12 protein-coding genes are annotated in these 16,869 nt (G+C 70.7%); 9 read left to right on the top strand and 3 right to left on the bottom strand.

Annotated features, from left to right (window positions below):
* Together EAO75_RS46000 and EAO75_RS21275 are read right to left on the bottom strand one after the other, a co-directional pair.
* On the bottom strand, nucleotides 1-272 hold a 272-nt coding region (locus tag EAO75_RS46000), incomplete at its 3' end, for a spore germination protein GerW family protein (protein WP_261989371.1).
* Between the two features lie 63 nt (nucleotides 273-335).
* Nucleotides 336-1,226, bottom strand: a complete 891-nt coding sequence (locus EAO75_RS21275; protein ID WP_147997999.1) for a helix-turn-helix transcriptional regulator — start codon at nucleotides 1,224-1,226, stop codon at nucleotides 336-338.
* 195 nt (nucleotides 1,227-1,421) lie between these two features.
* On the opposite strand from EAO75_RS21275, the gene tkt reads away from it, so the two are divergent.
* From tkt to EAO75_RS21230, 9 genes are all read left to right on the top strand, one after another.
* The gene (gene tkt / locus EAO75_RS21270; protein WP_147996650.1) at nucleotides 1,422-3,497 is read left to right on the top strand and encodes a transketolase; all 2,076 of its coding nucleotides are present in this window, start codon (nucleotides 1,422-1,424) and stop codon (nucleotides 3,495-3,497) included.
* A 19-nt stretch (nucleotides 3,498-3,516) separates the two neighbouring features.
* Nucleotides 3,517-4,689, top strand: a complete 1,173-nt coding sequence (gene tal / locus EAO75_RS21265; RefSeq protein ID WP_147996649.1) for a transaldolase — start codon at nucleotides 3,517-3,519, stop codon at nucleotides 4,687-4,689.
* Nucleotides 4,686-6,230: a glucose-6-phosphate dehydrogenase gene (gene zwf / locus EAO75_RS21260; RefSeq protein ID WP_147996648.1), complete on the top strand. Its 1,545-nt coding sequence runs from the start codon at nucleotides 4,686-4,688 to the stop codon at nucleotides 6,228-6,230. The genes tal and zwf overlap by 4 nt, the downstream gene beginning before the upstream one ends.
* Nucleotides 6,227-7,162 (top strand): glucose-6-phosphate dehydrogenase assembly protein OpcA, encoded by a 936-nt coding sequence (gene opcA / locus EAO75_RS21255; RefSeq protein ID WP_147996647.1) that lies wholly within the window; start codon nucleotides 6,227-6,229, stop codon nucleotides 7,160-7,162. The genes zwf and opcA overlap by 4 nt, the downstream gene beginning before the upstream one ends.
* Nucleotides 7,155-8,810, top strand: a complete 1,656-nt coding sequence (gene pgi / locus EAO75_RS21250) for a glucose-6-phosphate isomerase (RefSeq protein ID WP_147996646.1) — start codon at nucleotides 7,155-7,157, stop codon at nucleotides 8,808-8,810. The genes opcA and pgi overlap by 8 nt, the downstream gene beginning before the upstream one ends.
* A 1-nt stretch (nucleotide 8,811) precedes the next feature.
* Complete coding sequence (gnd, locus tag EAO75_RS21245) at nucleotides 8,812-9,690, top strand: phosphogluconate dehydrogenase (NAD(+)-dependent, decarboxylating) (protein WP_147996645.1); 879 nt, start codon at nucleotides 8,812-8,814, stop codon at nucleotides 9,688-9,690.
* A gap of 6 nt (nucleotides 9,691-9,696) precedes the next feature.
* The gene (locus EAO75_RS21240; RefSeq protein WP_147996644.1) at nucleotides 9,697-10,284 is read left to right on the top strand and encodes a histidine phosphatase family protein; all 588 of its coding nucleotides are present in this window, start codon (nucleotides 9,697-9,699) and stop codon (nucleotides 10,282-10,284) included.
* Nucleotides 10,285-10,551: 267 nt separating this feature from the next.
* Nucleotides 10,552-13,413 carry a peroxidase family protein gene (locus tag EAO75_RS21235; RefSeq protein WP_147996643.1) on the top strand — a complete coding sequence of 954 codons (2,862 nt, stop codon included), beginning with the start codon at nucleotides 10,552-10,554 and terminating at the stop codon, nucleotides 13,411-13,413.
* 52 nt (nucleotides 13,414-13,465) lie between these two features.
* Nucleotides 13,466-14,932, top strand: a complete 1,467-nt coding sequence (locus EAO75_RS21230; RefSeq protein ID WP_147996642.1) for a pentapeptide repeat-containing protein — start codon at nucleotides 13,466-13,468, stop codon at nucleotides 14,930-14,932.
* On the opposite strand, the gene EAO75_RS21225 is transcribed toward EAO75_RS21230, so the two are convergent.
* The gene (locus EAO75_RS21225) at nucleotides 14,919-16,751 is read right to left on the bottom strand and encodes a bifunctional sugar phosphate isomerase/epimerase/4-hydroxyphenylpyruvate dioxygenase family protein (protein WP_147996641.1); all 1,833 of its coding nucleotides are present in this window, start codon (nucleotides 16,749-16,751) and stop codon (nucleotides 14,919-14,921) included. The two genes, EAO75_RS21230 and EAO75_RS21225, sit on opposite strands and share 14 nt — an antisense overlap.
* Nucleotides 16,752-16,869: the final 118 nt, after the last annotated feature.

Below are 16,869 nucleotides of genomic sequence, written 5' to 3'. Positions count from 1 at the left end.
CCGGCTGTCCAGGCGCACCTCCACCAGTCCGCTGACGCCGCCCGCCCCGCACCGCCTCCGAAGCCGAAGGAGACCTTGGCGACCGGGATGACGGTGACGCCGTCGACGGTGACGGGCTCGCCATAGACGGCGGCGACCGCCTCGGAGGCTCGACCACCGAGCTTGTCGGCCAGGCGCTCCAGGAGGGTGGCGGAGGCGTCGGCTGCCGGGGCGTCCGGATGCGGCAGGGACACGGAAGCGGAGTCCGGATTGTCTTCTTTATCGGCTGTCATACAGGTTTCGTAGGCACACGGGAGTCCCCTGTCAAGGGACCTCGCCGCAACCCCGACGTCACGTCAACGAAGCTCCGCCCGGAACGCCGCCGGTGTCATCTCCGTGTGCTGATGGAAGAACTTGGAGAAGTTCGCGGCGTCCGGAAACCCGACCGCCACTCCGACCCGGCCGATCGGCATGTCCGTGTGGGCCAGAAGCCGCTTCGCCTCCAGGATCACCCGCTTGTCGATGAACCCCTTGGGGGTCTCGCCGGTCGCGGCGCGCACGGCGCGCACCAGGGTGCGCCGGGAGTAACCGAGCTGATCGGCATACGCGCTGACGCTGTGGTTGGTGGCGAAGCCCTGCTCCACCGCGTCCCGGAAGAGGGTGAACGTCGTGTCGCCCTGATGGCGCGCCGCCTCCGCCGAGCTCGCGGCGAGATGAGCCAGGCGCAGCAAGAACGCCGTCAGCGAGTGCCGCAGGACGGCGGTGTGCAGGCTCAGCGGAAGGGTCGTCGTGTCCTCGTACTCGCGTTGGAGCTGGGCGAGCGCCGAGCGCAGGGCGGTGAGCTGGCCCTCTTCGGGGTGGAGCAGGGGCGGGAGGTCGTAGCGGTAGAGGCCGGTGGCCTCGACGGTGGCGCGGGGCAGGAAGCCGGGCTGCATGGTCAGGACGGTGCCCCGGTAGGCGCCGGTCCCGGAGAAGCGGTGGACCTGGCCGGGGCGGATCCACAGCAGGTCGCCGGCCCGCGCCTCGTACTCGGCAAAGTCGATCATGTGGCGTACGGGGCCCTCGCTGAAGAGCATCACGACGTGGAAGTCGATGCGGTGGACGCGTTCCAACGGTGCGTCGGCGGCGTGCCAGGTGCGGCCGGTGCCCATCGGGCCGACCTGCATGCCGACGCCGAGGACGCTCAGATCGACCGGGAACGGAAACGTCCGTATCGCATCGCCGCGTTGAACCCTCGCGTCCGCCATATCCGCCATGCCCGCCATGTCCGTCTCGTGCCGTCTCACTCGTGCGCGGCTCCCGCTCAGGCGTGCGCGGCGCTCGTCGCGGTGTCCCACTTTCACCACAGCCTGACACACGGCGACCTTCCCTCGTAAAAGTCAGACTTTTACTTTTGAACGCGTTGGACCAGCTACTTCGCTCCGATCGAGGACTTTTTGAAGATGAGCACGCAGACTCCGGACAGTTTCGAATGGACCGAACTCGACCGGCGTGCCGTCGATACGGCCCGTCTTCTCGCGGCCGATGCCGTACAGCGGGTCGGTAACGGCCACCCGGGCACCGCGATGAGCCTTGCGCCGGCCGCGTACACGATCTTTCAGAAGGTGATGCGGCACGATCCCGCGGACCCCGAGTGGACCGGGCGGGATCGCTTCGTCCTCTCCCCCGGGCACACCTCGCTGACCCTCTACACCCAGCTGTTCCTCGCCGGGTACGAGCTGGAGCTCGACGACCTCAAGGCGTTCAGGACCCATGGTTCGAAGACGCCGGGTCACCCCGAGTACGGCCACACGGCAGGGGTCGAGACGACGACCGGCCCGCTGGGGCAGGGCGTCGCCAACGCCGTCGGCATGGCGATGGCCGCCCGCTACGAGCGCGGTCTGTTCGACCCGGAGGCGCCCGAGGGCGAGTCCCCGTTCGACCACACCATCTGGGCGATCGTCTCCGACGGTGACCTGCAGGAGGGCGTCTCCGCCGAGGCGTCCTCGCTGGCCGGCCATCAAAAGCTCGGCAACCTCGTCTTCCTCTACGACGACAACCACATCTCCATCGAGGGCGACACCGCGACCGCGTTCTCCGAGGACGTGCTGGGGCGGTACGAGGCCTACGGCTGGCATGTGCAGCGGATCGAGCCGGAGCTCGGCGGCGACATCGACGTCCACGCGCTGTACGCGGCGCTCAAGGCCGCGCAGGCCGAGACCGAGCGCCCCTCGATCATCGCGATGCGCACGATCATCGCCTGGCCCGCCCCCAATGCGCAGAACACCGAGGCCTCGCACGGCTCCGCGCTCGGCGCCGACGAGATCGCCGCCACGAAGCGCATCCTCGGCTTCGACCCGGAGCAGTCCTTCGAGGTCGCGGGCGAAGTCCTCGCCCACTCCCGCCGCGCCCTCGACCGGGGCGCCGAGGCGCACGCGGCCTGGGACAAGCAGCTCGGCACCTGGCGTGCCGCCCACCCCGAGCGCGCCCGGCTGTTCGACCGGATCGTCGCCGGTCAGCTGCCCGAGGGCTGGGAGTCCTCCATCCCGGTCTTCGAGGAGGGCAAGTCGGTCGCCACCCGCGCCGCCTCCGGCAAGGTGCTCCAGGCCCTGGGCGGGGTCCTCCCCGAGCTGTGGGGCGGCTCCGCCGACCTCGCCGGGTCGAACAACACCACCATCGACAAGGCGAGTTCGTTCCTGCCGAAGGGCAACCCGCTGCCCGAGGCCGACCCGTACGGCCGTACCGTCCACTTCGGCATCCGAGAGTTCTCGATGGCCGCCGAGATGAACGGCATCGCGCTGCACGGCAACACCCGTGTCTACGGCGGCACGTTCCTCGTGTTCTCCGACTACATGCGCAACGCCGTGCGCATGTCCGCGCTGATGCAGCTGCCGGTGACGTACGTCTGGACGCACGACTCCATCGGCCTCGGCGAGGACGGCCCGACCCACCAGCCGGTCGAGCACCTGGCCGCGCTGCGCGCCATCCCGGGCCTGAACATCGTCCGTCCGGCCGACGCCAACGAGACCGCGATCGTCTGGGCCGAGATCCTGCGCCGGCACTCCACCGACCCGGCCCCGCACGGCCTCGCACTGACCCGCCAGGGCGTGCCGACGTACGCGCCCAACTCCGAGGCGGCGAAGGGTGGTTACGTACTTCGGGACTCGTCCACCGAGGCCCCCGAGGTCGTCCTCATCGCGACCGGCTCCGAGGTCCGTCTCGCGGTCGCCGCGCGCGAGCGGTTGGAGGCCGACGGGATCGGCACCCGGGTGGTGTCGATGCCGTCCGTGGAGTGGTTCGAGCAGCAGCCGCGCGAGTACCGCGAGAGCGTTCTGCCGCCGGCCGTGAAGGCGCGGGTCGCCGTCGAGGCCGGGATCGGGCTCACCTGGTACCGCTTCGTGGGCGATGCCGGACGCATCGTCTCCCTGGAGCACTTCGGCGCCTCCGCCGACGCCGGGACCCTGTTCGCCGAGTACGGCTTCACCCCTGAGAACGTCGCCGCCGCCGCCAGGGAATCGCTGGCCGCCGCGCGTGGTTGATCCGACCGCCAGAAAGAAGATGATCACTGTGAGCACCGAAGCGACCGCGACCGCGGGAGCCCTGAAGCGCCTCTCCGACGAGGGCGTCTCGATCTGGCTGGACGACCTGTCGCGCAAGCGGATCGAGTCCGGCAACCTCGCCGAGCTGATCGCGCACAAGAACGTCGTGGGCGTCACCACCAACCCGTCCATCTTCCAGGCCGCCATCGGCTCCGGCGAGGGCTATGAGGAGCAGCTCGCCGACCTCGCGGTGCGGGGCGTCACGGTCGACGAGGCCGTGCGCATGATGACGACGGCCGACGTGCGTGCCGCCGCGGACATCCTGCGGCCCGTGTTCGACGCCACCGGCGGCCGGGACGGCCGGGTCTCCATCGAGGTCGACCCCCGCCTCGCCCACGACACGACGGCCACCATCGCCGAGGCCAAGCAGCTCGCCTGGCTCGTCGACCGCCCCAACGTGATGATCAAGATCCCGGCGACCAGGGCCGGCCTCCCCGCGATCACCGAGGTCATCGGCCTCGGCATCAGCGTCAACGTCACGCTGATCTTCTCGCTGGAGCGCTACCGCGAGGTCATGGACGCCTACCTGGCCGGTCTGGAGAAGGCCGCCGCGAAGGGCCTCGACCTGTCCGGTATCCACTCCGTGGCGTCCTTCTTCGTCTCCCGCGTCGACGCGGACATCGACAAGCGGCTGACGGCGATCGGCACGGACGAGGCCCTCACGCTCAGGGGCCGGTCGGCGCTCGCCAACGCGCGCCTCGCCTACGAGGCGTACGAGGATGTGTTCGGCTCTGCCGACGGCTCGGCAGGTGGCGGTGACCGCTGGACCGCGCTCACCGGCGCCAGGGCCAACAAGCAGCGCCCCCTGTGGGCCTCGACCGGCGTGAAGGACCCGGCGTACAAGAAGACCCTGTACGTCGACGAGCTGGTGGCGCCCGGCACCGTCAACACGATGCCCGAGGCCACGCTCGACGCCACTGCCGACGGCGGCGAGATCACCGGCGACACGGTGACGAGCGGCTACGCGCAGGCCCGCGCCGACCTGGCCGCCGTCGAGGCGCTCGGGATCTCGTACGACGAGGTCGTCACCCGGTTGGAGGACGAGGGCGTCGCCAAGTTCGAGGTGGCGTGGCAGGACCTGTTGGACGCCGTCAAGAAGTCGCTCGGTAGCAAGGGAGCTGACGCGGAATGACCTCCGACCAGGACACCCCCGACTGGGACAACCCCCTGCGCGACGCGCGCGACCGCCGTCTGCCCCGGATCGCGGGCCCGTCCGGGCTCGTCATCTTCGGGGTGACGGGCGACCTGTCCCGCAAGAAGCTGATGCCGGCCGTGTACGACCTCGCCAACCGCGGCATGCTGCCGCCGGGCTTCTCGCTGGTCGGGTTCGCCCGCCGGGACTGGGAGGACGAGGACTTCGCGCAGATCGTGCACGACTCGGTGCGCGAGCACGCCCGGACCGAGTTCCGTGAGGAGGTGTGGCAGCAGCTCGCCGAGGGGATGCGGTTCATCCCGGGCGACTTCGACGACGACGCGGCGTTCGACCAGCTGCGCGGGACCGTCGAGGAGCTGGACAAGGCGCGCGGCACCAGCGGCAACTACGCCTTCTACCTCTCCGTACCGCCGAAGCTCTTCCCCAAGGTCGTACAACAGCTGAAGAAGCACGGCCTGGCGGACGCCCCCGAGGGGTCCTGGCGGCGGGCGGTCATCGAGAAGCCGTTCGGCCGCGACCTCGCGAGCGCCCATGAGCTGAACGCGATCGTGCACGACGTGTTCGACCCGGAGCAGGTCTTCCGGATCGACCACTACCTCGGCAAGGAGACCGTCCAGAACATCCTGGCGCTGCGGTTCGCAAACCAGATGTTCGAGCCGATCTGGAACCGGTCGTACGTCGACCATGTGCAGATCACGATGGCCGAGGACATCGGCATCGGCGGCCGTGCGGGCTACTACGACGGCATCGGCTCGGCCCGTGACGTCATCCAGAACCACCTGCTCCAGCTGATGGCGCTGACCGCCATGGAGGAGCCGGCCGCCTTCGACGCGGCCTCGCTGCTCACCGAGAAGCTGAAGGTGCTCAGGGCGGTCAAGCTGCCGGAGGACCTGGGCCGGCACACCGTGCGCGGGCAGTACGCGGGCGCCTGGCAGGGCGGCGAGAAGGTGCTCGGCTACCTCGACGAGGACGGCATCGACCCGAAGTCGAAGACCGACACCTACGCCGCCGTCCGGCTCAACGTCGACAACCGGCGCTGGGCGGGCGTGCCGTTCTATCTGCGCACCGGCAAGCGGCTCGGGCGTCGGGTGACGGAGATCGCGGTCGTGTTCCAGCGGGCGCCGCACTCCCCGTTCGACTCCTCCGCCACGGAGGAGCTCGGCCAGAACGCGATCGTCATCCGCGTCCAGCCGGACGAGGGCGTGACCGTGCGGTTCGGCTCCAAGGTGCCGGGCACCTCGATGGAGATCCGGGACGTGACGATGGACTTCGCGTACGGCGAGTCGTTCACGGAGTCCAGCCCCGAGGCGTACGAGCGGCTCATCCTGGATGTCCTCCTTGGGGACGCCAATTTGTTCCCCCGTCACCAGGAAGTGGAAGAGTCCTGGAGGATCCTCGACCCGATCGAGGAGTACTGGGACAAGCACGGCAGGCCGGCGCGATACGCGTCCGGGAGCTGGGGACCCGAGGAAGCCGACGAGATGCTCGCACGAGACGGACGGAGCTGGCGCAGGCCATGAAGATCGACCTGAGCGACACCACGGCAAGCAAGATCAACAAGGCGCTGGTGCAGGGCCGCCGCGCGATCGGTACGCCGGCCGTGGGCATGGTCCTGACGATGGTGATCGTCACGGACGAGGAGAACGCCTACGACTCGATCAAGGCCGCCGAGGAGGCCTCGCACGAGCACCCCGCGCGCACCCTGGTCGTGATCAAGCGGCACGCCCGCACCCCGCGCGACCGCACCCGCTCCCACCTGGACGCCGAGGTCCGGGTGGGCGCCGACGCCGGCACCGGCGAGACGGTGATCCTGCGGATGTACGGCGAGGTGTCCGACCACGCCGACTCGGTGGTCCTGCCGCTGCTGCTGCCGGACGCGCCTGTCGTGGTGTGGTGGCCGGTGGAGGCGCCGGAGAACCCGTCGAGGGATCCGCTGGGCGCGCTGGCCCAGCGCCGGATCACCGACCTGTACACCACCGAGACGCCGCTGTCGGACCTGGAGGTGCGCGCCCGCTCCTACGCGCCGGGCGACACCGACCTCGCCTGGACCCGGCTCACGCCCTGGCGTTCGATGCTCGCCGCGGCCCTGGACCAGGCCCGGGTGCCGATCATCTCGGCGGCCGTGGAGGCCGAGGCGGACAACCCGGCCGCCGAGTTGCTGGCCCGCTGGCTGGAGGCCCGCCTCCACGTCATCGCCGAGCGCGTCGTCACCGCCGGTCCGGTGGTCACCGGCGTGCGCCTGGGCACCGAGAACGGCGAGATCGTCATCGACCGTCCCGAGGGCCCGCTGGCCACGCTGACCCTGCCGGACCAGCCGGCCCGCACCCTCGCGCTGAAGGTCCGCACCACCTCCGAACTCATCGCCGAGGAGCTCAGGCGCCTCGACGCGGACGAGATGTACGCCATCGCCCTGCGGGGCGAGGCCACCAAGGAGACGTCCTCTCATGTCTGAGACCCCCAAGCTCATCCGGCGCCCCGAGTGGGCGGCCCTGGAGGACCACCGCGCGGACGTCCTGCAGCGGCCCCGGCTGCGTGAGCTGTTCGCCGCGGATCCGTCCCGTGCGCAGCGGTACGTCGTGCGCGTGGGCGATCTGCGCATCGACTACTCCAAGCACCTGATCAACGACGAGACCCTCGCCATGCTGCGCGAACTGGCCGCTGTCACCGACGTGTTCGGGCTGCGTGACGCGATGTTCCGCGGCGAGAAGATCAATGTCACCGAGGACCGGGCGGTGCTGCACACCGCGCTGCGGGCACCGCGGGACGCGGTCGTCGAGGTGGACGGCGAGAACATGGTGCCGAAGGTGCACGCCGTCCTCGACAAGATGGGCGCCTTCGCCGACCGTGTCCGCTCCGGTGAGTGGACCGGCCACACCGGCCGCCGTATCCGCAACGTCGTCAACATCGGGATCGGCGGCTCCGACCTCGGTCCCGCCATGGCGTACGAGGCACTGCGCCCGTTCACGGCACGGGAGTTGACGTTCCGGTTCGTCTCGAACGTCGACGGCGCCGACCTGCACGAGGCCGTGCGGGACCTGGACCSGGCCGAGACGCTGTTCATCGTCGCGTCGAAGACGTTCACCACGATCGAGACGATCACCAACGCCACCTCGGCCCGGTCCTGGCTGCTGGCCGGCCTCGGCGACGGCGGAGACAAGGCGGTGGCCCGGCACTTCGTCGCGCTGTCGACCAACGCCGAGAAGGTGACGGACTTCGGCATCGACCCGGACAACATGTTCGAGTTCTGGGACTGGGTCGGCGGGCGCTACTCGTACGACTCGGCGATCGGCCTGTCCCTGATGATCGCCATCGGCCCGGAGCGCTTCCGGGAGATGCTCGACGGCTTCCGCATCGTCGACGAGCACTTCAGGAGCGCTCCCGCCGAGGCCAACGCCCCGCTGCTCCTGGGCCTGTTGGGCATCTGGTACGGCAACTTCTTCGGCGCCGAGTCACACGCCGTGCTGCCGTACAGCCACTACCTGTCGAAGTTCACGGCGTATCTGCAGCAGCTCGACATGGAGTCCAACGGCAAGTCGGTGGACCGCGACGGACACACCGTGGGCTGGGAGACCGGGCCGGTGGTGTGGGGCACGCCCGGCACCAACGGGCAGCACGCCTACTACCAGCTGATCCACCAGGGCACCCGGCTGATCCCCGCCGACCTGATCGGGTTCGCCCGGCCGGTCGCCGAGCTGAGCGACGAACTCAAGGCGCAGCACGACCTGTTGATGGCGAACCTCTTCGCCCAGGGCCAGGCGCTCGCGTTCGGCAAGACCGCGGACGAGGTGCGCGCGGAGGGCGTGCCCGAGGAGCAGGTCCCGCACCGCACCTTCCTCGGCAACCACCCCACCACCACGATCCTCGCCCGTGAGCTGACCCCGTCGGTCCTCGGCCAGCTGGTCGCCCTCTACGAGCACAAGGTGTTCGTCCAGGGCGCGATCTGGAACATCGACTCCTTCGACCAGTGGGGCGTGGAGCTCGGCAAGGTCCTCGCCAAGCGGGTCGAGCCCGCGCTGACCGAGGGCGCGGAAGTCCCCGGTCTGGACGCCTCCACCGCCGCCCTCGTGGCCGCCTACCGTGAACTCAAGGAAGTGAACTGACATGCAGCTCGGTCTCATCGGTCTCGGCAAGATGGGCGGCAACATGCGCGAGCGGATCCGCCGCGCCGGCCACACCGTCATCGGCTACGACCGCAATCCCGACGTCTCCGACGTCAAGAGCCTCGAAGAGCTGGTCCAGCAGCTCGACGGGCCGCGCATCATCTGGGTGATGGTCCCGGCCGGTACCGCCACCCAGACCGTCATCGACGAGCTCAAGGACCTGCTGTCCCCGGGCGACACGGTGGTCGACGGCGGCAACTCGCGCTGGACGGACGACGAGAAGCACGCCGCCGAGCTCGGCATCAAGGGCATCGGCTTCGTCGACGCGGGTGTCTCCGGCGGCGTGTGGGGCCTGCAGAACGGCTACGCGCTGATGGTCGGCGGCGACAAGGCGCACGTGGAGCCGCTGAAGCCGATCTTCGAGGCGCTCAAGCCGGAGGGGCCGTACGGCTATGTCCACGCCGGCCGGGTCGGCGCCGGGCACTTCTCGAAGATGGTCCACAACGGCATCGAGTACGCCATGATGCAGGCCTACTCCGAGGGCTGGGAGCTCCTTGAGAAGGTCAACTCGGTGGACAACGTCCGCGAGGTGTTCCGCTCCTGGCAGGAGGGCACCGTCATCCGGTCCTGGCTGCTGGACCTCGCGGTGAACGCCCTGGACGAGGACGAGCACCTGCTGAAGCTGAAGGGCTTCGCGCAGGACTCCGGTGAGGGCCGGTGGACCGTCGAGGCCGCCATCGACAACGCGGTGCCGCTGCCCGCGATCACCGCCTCCCTGTTCGCGCGGTTCGCCTCCCGCCAGGACGACTCCCCGCAGATGAAGATGATCGCGGCGCTGCGCAACCAGTTCGGCGGGCACGCCGTCGAGTCGAAGGAGTAGCGAGCCGTGGGGGATCTTCTTCTGGTCCGCCACGGTGAGACGCAGTGGAGCAGGTCGGGACAGCACACCAGCTTCACCGACCTGCCCCTCACCCAGGACGGCGAGGAACAGGCCAAGTCCCTGGCTCCGCTGCTGTCCGGCAGGACCTTCTCACTGGCGCTGACCAGCCCGCTGCGCCGCGCGGTCCGCACGGCCGAACTGGCGGGCGTGACGGGGGCCGTACCGGACCCCGATCTGCACGAGTGGGACTACGGCGGCTACGAGGGCGTCACCACCGTCGAGATACATCGCACCCGCCCCGACTGGTACCTGTGGACCGACGGAGTGGCACCCGGACCGGACGCTCACCCGGGTGAGTCGCCGGCCGAGGTGGGAGCGCGTGCCGACCGGGTGCTGTCCCGGGTGGCGGCGGCGCTGCCGGACGGCGATGTGGTCCTCGTGGCGCACGGCCACTTCCTGCGCGTCGTCACGGCCCGCCGACTGGGGCTGGCCCCGGCGGACGGGCGGCTGTTCCAGCTGGCGACGGGCACGGTGAGCCGGCTGTCGACGGAACACGGCCGGCCGGTGATCGCGGAGTGGAACAGCAGGCCCTGAAACGTCGGCGTTCCCCGGCCACTGCGGATGCGGCCGGGTGGGGTTGCTGGGATGCTGGGGTGTGGCGGGACCGACAACCGGTGCCCGCCCGCCTCCGCGCCTGAGCCTGACATGCCCAATTACCGCTCTCCGCATGATGGTTCACATCGGGAACATGCGGGAGCACATCGGCGCGAACCTTCGCTGTGGGTGCCGTGGGCCGTCGGTAGCGTGCTGGCCCCCGTACCCGTACGGATCCGTACGCAGTCGTACGAAGGAAGGCCTCCGATGGCCGAGTCAGGGCAGCACGAGCAGCACTACGAACGGTACGAAGGCGGCAGTCCTCGGGCGGAACGGCTGGTGTTCGAGCGGCTGGCCCGCGAGCTGATGGCGGTGCAGGTCAGGAATCGGCGGGCCGGGGGCGGCGAGGTCGCCCGGGCCTTCCACGCCAAGGCGCCAGTGGCCGTGGAGAACGCGCGGCTGCGCTTCCACGACGACCTCCCGGCGGCCCTGCGCGTCGGCTTCGCCCAGCCGGGCGCCGATTATCCGGCGACCGTCCGGCTGTCCAACGCGAGCGGGATCCGGCAGGGCGACGGCTCGCCCGATCTGCGCGGGGCGGCCGTCAGGGTGCGGGTGGCGGCGGAGGAGAGCCACGATCTGCTGGCGACCAGCCATCCGGTCTCGCACGCAGCCAACGCCCGGGAGTTCGTGGCCTTCGCCAAGGCGATGGCGGGCGCCAGCAGTCCGTTGCAGAAGGCGTTCGCACTGTTCGTGAAGCTGCCGCTGGCCGTGGGGCTGCGGACGGCGGACCGCATGCGGCGCAATGTGCGGGCGGCGACGCGGCACACCGTCAACTCCCTCGCCCACGAGACGTATTGGAGCCGGGGCGCGGTCCTGTGGGGCGCGGCAGGGCCGGTGCGGTTCCTGCTGCGCCCGGCGCCCGGCAGCCCGCCCGCGCCGACGCCGGACCGCAGTGACGCGGATTTCCTGCACGGTGAGTTCGCGCGGCGGCTGGCGCGCAGCGACGTCGCGTACGACCTGTGCGTGCAGCGGTTCGTCGACGAGCGGCGCACCCCCGTCGAGGACGCCTCGGTGGAGTGGAAGGACGGTGTGTCGCCGGCGATCGCCATCGCCCGGCTGACCATCCCCAGCCAGGACCTGGACAGCGCCGAGGCACGCGCGAGCGCCCGCCGGATCGAGGACCTCGCCTTCAACCCCTGGTACACGACCGAGGAGTTCCGCCCGCTCGGCCATCTCAACCGGGCCCGCAAGACCGCGTACCAGGCGTCGAGCGCGCACCGGCTCGGGCTGCGGTTCGTCACCGAGGAGCCGGCCCGCAACAGGGTGCTGGGCCGCCCGGTGCAGGCGGCGTTCGCGCTGCTCAACCGGTATGTGCCCTGGCACCGGCTGCCGGTGCAGGTCAGCCTGCTGAACCTGGTGTTCCTGCGCAGGGTGCTGCGCCGGCTGAACCTGATCGACACCGAGCCGCGCGAGGCGCCGCCGCGCGCCCAGCGGGTGCCGGAGCCGGTCCCGGAGCGACTGCGCGGCGAGCGGTCGTACGACGGCACGTACAACGATCTGTCCGACCCGCGGATGGGCGCCGTCGGCTCGGCCTTCGGCCGCAATCTGAGGCCCGACCACCGTCCCGACCTCTTCGACACCCCGAACCCGGTGACGGTGAGCCGCCGGCTCCTGTACCGCGAGAGCTTCCTGCCCGCGACCTCGCTGAACGTGCTGGCCGCGGCCTGGATCCAGTTCCAGGTGCACGACTGGGTCAACCACCGCCGGCACAAGCCCGGCGAGCTCAGCGTCGAGGTGCCGTTGCCGCCCGGCAGCGGGCCGTGGCACAACACGCCGGGCGGGCCGGGCGAGCAGGTGATGCGGTTCGCGGAGAACGAGGGCATCCAGGTGCCGGGCCGCCCGCCGATCCTCTTCGGCAACACCGCCTCGCACTGGTGGGACGGCTCGGAGGTGTACGGCGCCGACGAGGAGACCGCCCGCCTTCTGCGCGAGGCCGAGGGCCGCGCCGAACTCCGGCTGGAGGACGGGCACTTGCCGTCCGGGGCCAACGGCGGGATCCCGCTGACGGGCTTCAGCGACAGCTGGTGGATGGGGCTGAGCGCCATGCACACGTTGTTCGCGCGGGAGCACAACGCGGTGTGCGCCGCGCTGCGCGCCGAGTATCCGACGATGGGCGAGGAGCGGATCTACCAGACGGCCCGCCTGGTGGTCTCGGCGCTGATCGCGAAGATCCACACGGTGGAGTGGACCCCGGCGATCCTCGCGACCGAGGCGATCGACATCGCCCTGCACACCAACTGGCAGGGCCCGCCGAGGAACTGGCTGAACCAGCTGGGCCTGTGGCTGTTCGAGGCGCACTCGCTCACCGGCATCCCGAAGACGCTGCCGGACCACCACACGGCGCCGTACTCCCTCACCGAGGACTTCGTCACCGTCTACCGCATGCACCCGCTCATCCCCGACGAGTTCGAGCTGCGCGAGCACCACTTCGGGCAGCGCCTGGAGACGGTCGGCTTCCTGGACATCCAGGGCGGCGCGGCCGAGACACGGATCCGCAAGACGGGGCTGGCGAACACGCTGTACTCGTTCGGCATCGCCCATCCCGGCGCGATCACCCTGCACAACTTCCCGCGCTCGCTTCAGCGGTTCGAGCGCGAGGGCGAGATCATCGACCTTTCGGTGGTGGACCTGGTGCGGACGCGGCGGCGTGGCGTGCCTCGCTACAACGACTTCCGCGCAGGGCTGCACCAGCCGCGCATCCGCTCCTTCGAGGAACTGACGGAGAACGCGCAGACGCTGGCCGGGCTGAAGGAGGTCTACAGCTCGGTCGACGAGATCGACACCGTCGTGGGGCTGTTCGGGGAGAACCCGCCGGCCGGGTTCGGCTTCAGCGACACCGCGTTCCGGGTGTTCATCCTGATGGCGAGCCGGCGTCTGCAGTCCGACCGGTTCCTCACCGTCGACTACCGGCCCGAGGTGTACACGCCGCTGGGCATCGACTGGGTGGAGCGGGGCGGCATGAACTCCGTGATCCAGCGGCACTGCCCGGAGCTGGCGGCGCTGCTGCCGCGCGGGGCGAGCGCGTTCGCACCCTGGCGGGCGGTGCGGCCGACGAACGGTCCTTCCTGAACCGTCAGAGGTGAGTTGACAGGTGGGGCGGCCGGCGTCAGAGTCCCGGCTGATGGAGATCAACGAGCTGACGGCGGCCGAAGCCGAGGTGTGGCAGGCGTTTCCCCGGGGCGCGGCCGTGGACTTCCGCACGACGCAGGACGAGACCGCCGCGCTGGGCACCGACTGGGGAGACCAACGCACGGTCAGGGCGATGGTGTTGAAGGCTCTGCTGCTCGACGGACCGGTGGTGAGCGGTGAGGTGGCCGCCCTCAAGGTGTCGGGCGCGCGGATCACCGGCGCGCTGGACCTGCGGTACGCGACGGTCGAGAGCGTCGTACGCCTGAGCCACTGCCACTTCGACGAGGTTCCCGATCTCTCCGGCGCGTCGCTGAAGTACCTCAATCTGACCGGGTCCCGGCTGCCCGGGCTGGCGTCCGCGCGAGTCCGGGTCGACGGCGGACTGCGGCTGACGGACTGCCGGTTCACCGGACCGGTAAGGCTCGGTGGGGCGCAGATCGCCGGGGCGCTGTATCTGGAGCGCACCGAGGTCACCGCGCCCGAGGGATCCGAGCGTCCGGCCCTCCAACTGCACCAGGTGACCGTCGGGGAGGACCTGTGCGCGTCGCGGCTGCGTACACAGGGCGAGGTCCGGCTCAACGGCGCCTCCGTCAGCGGCTCGCTGCGGCTGGAGGACGCCGAGCTGCGCCACCCCGGCGCCTTCGTCCTCAACGCCGAGGCTCTCGAAGTGGGTGCCAACCTTCTCGGCAGACGCCTCGCCGCGCACGGCCGTATCGACCTGCGCGGCGCGCGCATACCCGGCCGGCTCGACCTGCTGTACAGCAGGCTGTCCAACCCCGACGGCACCGCGCTGCGGGCGAGCAGCTGTGTCATCGGCGAGGTGTGGCTGCGCGGGGGCGAGCCGATGCAGGGCAGGCTCAACCTTCGCCGCTCGCAGATCGAACACCTCAACCTGGACCCGGAGATGCTCCCGGACCAGGTCCGCCTCCTCGACCTCACCTACACGTCCCTGACCCCGCATGTGCCGCCCGAGCTTCGGCTGCCGATGCTGGAGCGCGACGAGGACACGTTCGACCCGCACGGGTACGAGCAGTTGACCGCCGCCTACCGCCGTACCGGCGACGACGACGCCGCCCGCCGGGTCCAGCTCGCCAAGCAGCGCCACCACCGCACGACACTTCCCTGGTACGGCCGCCTCTGGGGCCACGTCCAGGACGCGACCGTCGGCTACGGCTTCCGGCCGATGCGTGCGCTCGGCTGGCTGCTGTCGCTGCTCGCCGTCGGCTCGGTCGCGTTCGCGCTGCACACGCCGCCGGCGCTGAAGGCGGACGAGGCCCCGCAGTTCAATCCGTTCTTCTACACCCTGGACCTGCTGTTGCCGGTGATCTCCTTCGGACAGGAACCGGCGTTCGCCCCGCGGGGCTGGCAGCAGGCCCTGGCGTACACGCTCGTCCTCATCGGCTGGATCCTGGCCACCACGGTCGTCGCCGGTGTGACCCGCACCGTCAGCCGCCAGTGACCGCCCGCGCGGTGTGCTGCGCGGCCAGCCGCACCGGCGCGTTCTGCGCGCCGTAGCCCCGGTAGCCGTCCCGCTGCACGAGTTCGAAGAAGACGCGGCCGACGGTCATGGTGTAGCAGTGCCGGAACTCGCCGTGCGCGTCACGGTCGTAGAGGATGCCGAGCTCGCGGTACGTCTCCAGCTCACCGTCGGCGAACTCGTGCCGTGCCGCCAGGTCGTCGTAGTAGTTGGCGGGGATCGGCAGCAGCCGTCCGCCCGCCCGGAGGAAGCGGCGGGCCGTGGCGACGACGTCGTCCGTGGCCAGCGCGATGTGCTGGGCGTGCACGGTGTCGTCCGTGGGCGCTGCGCCCACACCGAGGGCGATGCGGACGCTGCCGTCGGCGTTGGTGACGGCCCGGCTGCGCATCAGGCCGTACGGGTCGGCGACGTCCACGCTCTCCTGCGCGTGCAGACCGAGGACGCTGCGGTGGAAGAGGGCCGCCTCGTCGTAGTGGTGCCAGGGCTGGGTGAGGGCGAGGTGGTCGATGCGGTGGACGCCCGCGGCCGCGCTCTCGTGGTCGGCGTCCACGAAGTCGGCGCGCCAGTTGGGCGGTTCGGGTCGGACGGGGGCACCTCCCTGCTCGGGCGGAGCCGAGAGCTCGGGGGACGCGCAGAAGAAGAGTTCGGTGCCGTCGGGTGCGGCGACCGCGTCGAGCGGGGCGTCCTCGGCGGTGCGCCGGCGCGGCAGGACGGGCGCGAGGAGCGCCTCCGCGCGGCGGGCGGCTCCGGTCGGGTCCGGTGATTCGAGGCCGATCGCGGCGAGTCCGGTGCCGTCGCGGCGGGCGGCGCCCGCGGTGTTGACCAGGACGCGGGCCTCGCCCTGCTGCCAGAGGTCGACCGGCTTGGTGCGGTGGCGTGCGGTGCGGGCGAAGCCGAGGGCGCCGAGTACGGCCGCGACCGGTTCGGCGTCGGGCGTGAGAAGTTCGGCGAAGGCGACGCCGGTGGGGACGACGGGCGCGGGCGGGGTGGCGACGCCGACCGTCTCCTGGAGCACGAGCAGCGAGCGGTGGGCGTCGACGGCGGTCGGGCCGGCGTCGGACTGGCGGAAGACGTCGTTGAAGACCTCCAGGGAGAGCGGGCCGTCGTATCCCGTGTGCAGGACGTGGCGGACGAGTCCGGCGACGTCGAAGCCGCCCTGACCGGGGAAGCAGCGGTAGTGGCGGCTCCACTGGAGGACGTCCATCGCGAGCAGCGGGGCGTCGGCGAGCTGGAGGAAGAAGATCTTCTCGCCGGGGATCTCCTGGATGCCCTTGGGGTCGGATCCCCGGGAGAGGATGTGGAAGCTGTCCAGGCAGGTGCCGAGCGCCGGGTGGTCGGCGGCCTCGACGATGCGCCAGGCGTGGGCGTACGTGTTGACGTGCCGCCCCCAGGCCAGTGCCTCGTAGGCCACCCGGATGCCGAACTCCTGTGCCAGGTCAGCGAGTTGACGCAGGTGGTACGCGGCGAGTGCGTCGTCGTCCACGGCGAGCGGATGGACGCTGGAGCAGACGAGGACGGTGTCGGCGCCGAGCCTGCGCATCAGCTCGAACTTGTGCCGGGCGCGCCGCAGATTGCGGGCGAACTCCTCGGCGGGCACGGCCTCGATGTCCCGCATCGGCTGGTAGAGGTCGATGCTCAGCCCCAGATCGGCGCAGCGCTCCCGGATCTCCTCAGGGGCGAGAGGGCTCGCGAGAAGGTCGTTCTCGAAGATCTCGACCCCGTCGAACCCGGCCCGGGAGGCAGCCGTGAGCTTCTCGGTGAGGGATCCGCTCAGAGAGACGGTCGCGATGGACGTACGCATGGACACCCGCTCCTTCAACATGCCGCACTGCAACGCCCTTTCGGGGGCGCGGGCCTGTATCGATATGCGGTCCGCCGCGATGGGGGTCCCCCTGCTCGAGCGAAGCCGAGAGCTTGGG

Source organism: Streptomyces sp. UW30 (assembly GCF_008042075.1).
GTDB lineage: Bacteria > Actinomycetota > Actinomycetes > Streptomycetales > Streptomycetaceae > Streptomyces.
This window is presented reverse-complemented; position numbering and strand designations above follow the sequence as displayed.

Coding starts and splice junctions, on each gene's coding strand:
- zwf (WP_147996648.1), top strand. CDS start 4,686: ATGACCTCCGACCAGGACACCCCCGACTGGGACAACCCCCTGCGCGAC.
- tkt (WP_147996650.1), top strand. CDS start 1,422: ATGAGCACGCAGACTCCGGACAGTTTCGAATGGACCGAACTCGACCGG.
- EAO75_RS21235 (WP_147996643.1), top strand. CDS start 10,552: ATGGCCGAGTCAGGGCAGCACGAGCAGCACTACGAACGGTACGAAGGC.
- gnd (WP_147996645.1), top strand. CDS start 8,812: ATGCAGCTCGGTCTCATCGGTCTCGGCAAGATGGGCGGCAACATGCGC.
- EAO75_RS21225 (WP_147996641.1), bottom strand. CDS start 16,751: ATGCGTACGTCCATCGCGACCGTCTCTCTGAGCGGATCCCTCACCGAG.
- tal (WP_147996649.1), top strand. CDS start 3,517: ATGATCACTGTGAGCACCGAAGCGACCGCGACCGCGGGAGCCCTGAAG.
- EAO75_RS21230 (WP_147996642.1), top strand. CDS start 13,466: ATGGAGATCAACGAGCTGACGGCGGCCGAAGCCGAGGTGTGGCAGGCG.
- opcA (WP_147996647.1), top strand. CDS start 6,227: ATGAAGATCGACCTGAGCGACACCACGGCAAGCAAGATCAACAAGGCG.
- EAO75_RS21275 (WP_147997999.1), bottom strand. CDS start 1,226: ATGGCGGACGCGAGGGTTCAACGCGGCGATGCGATACGGACGTTTCCG.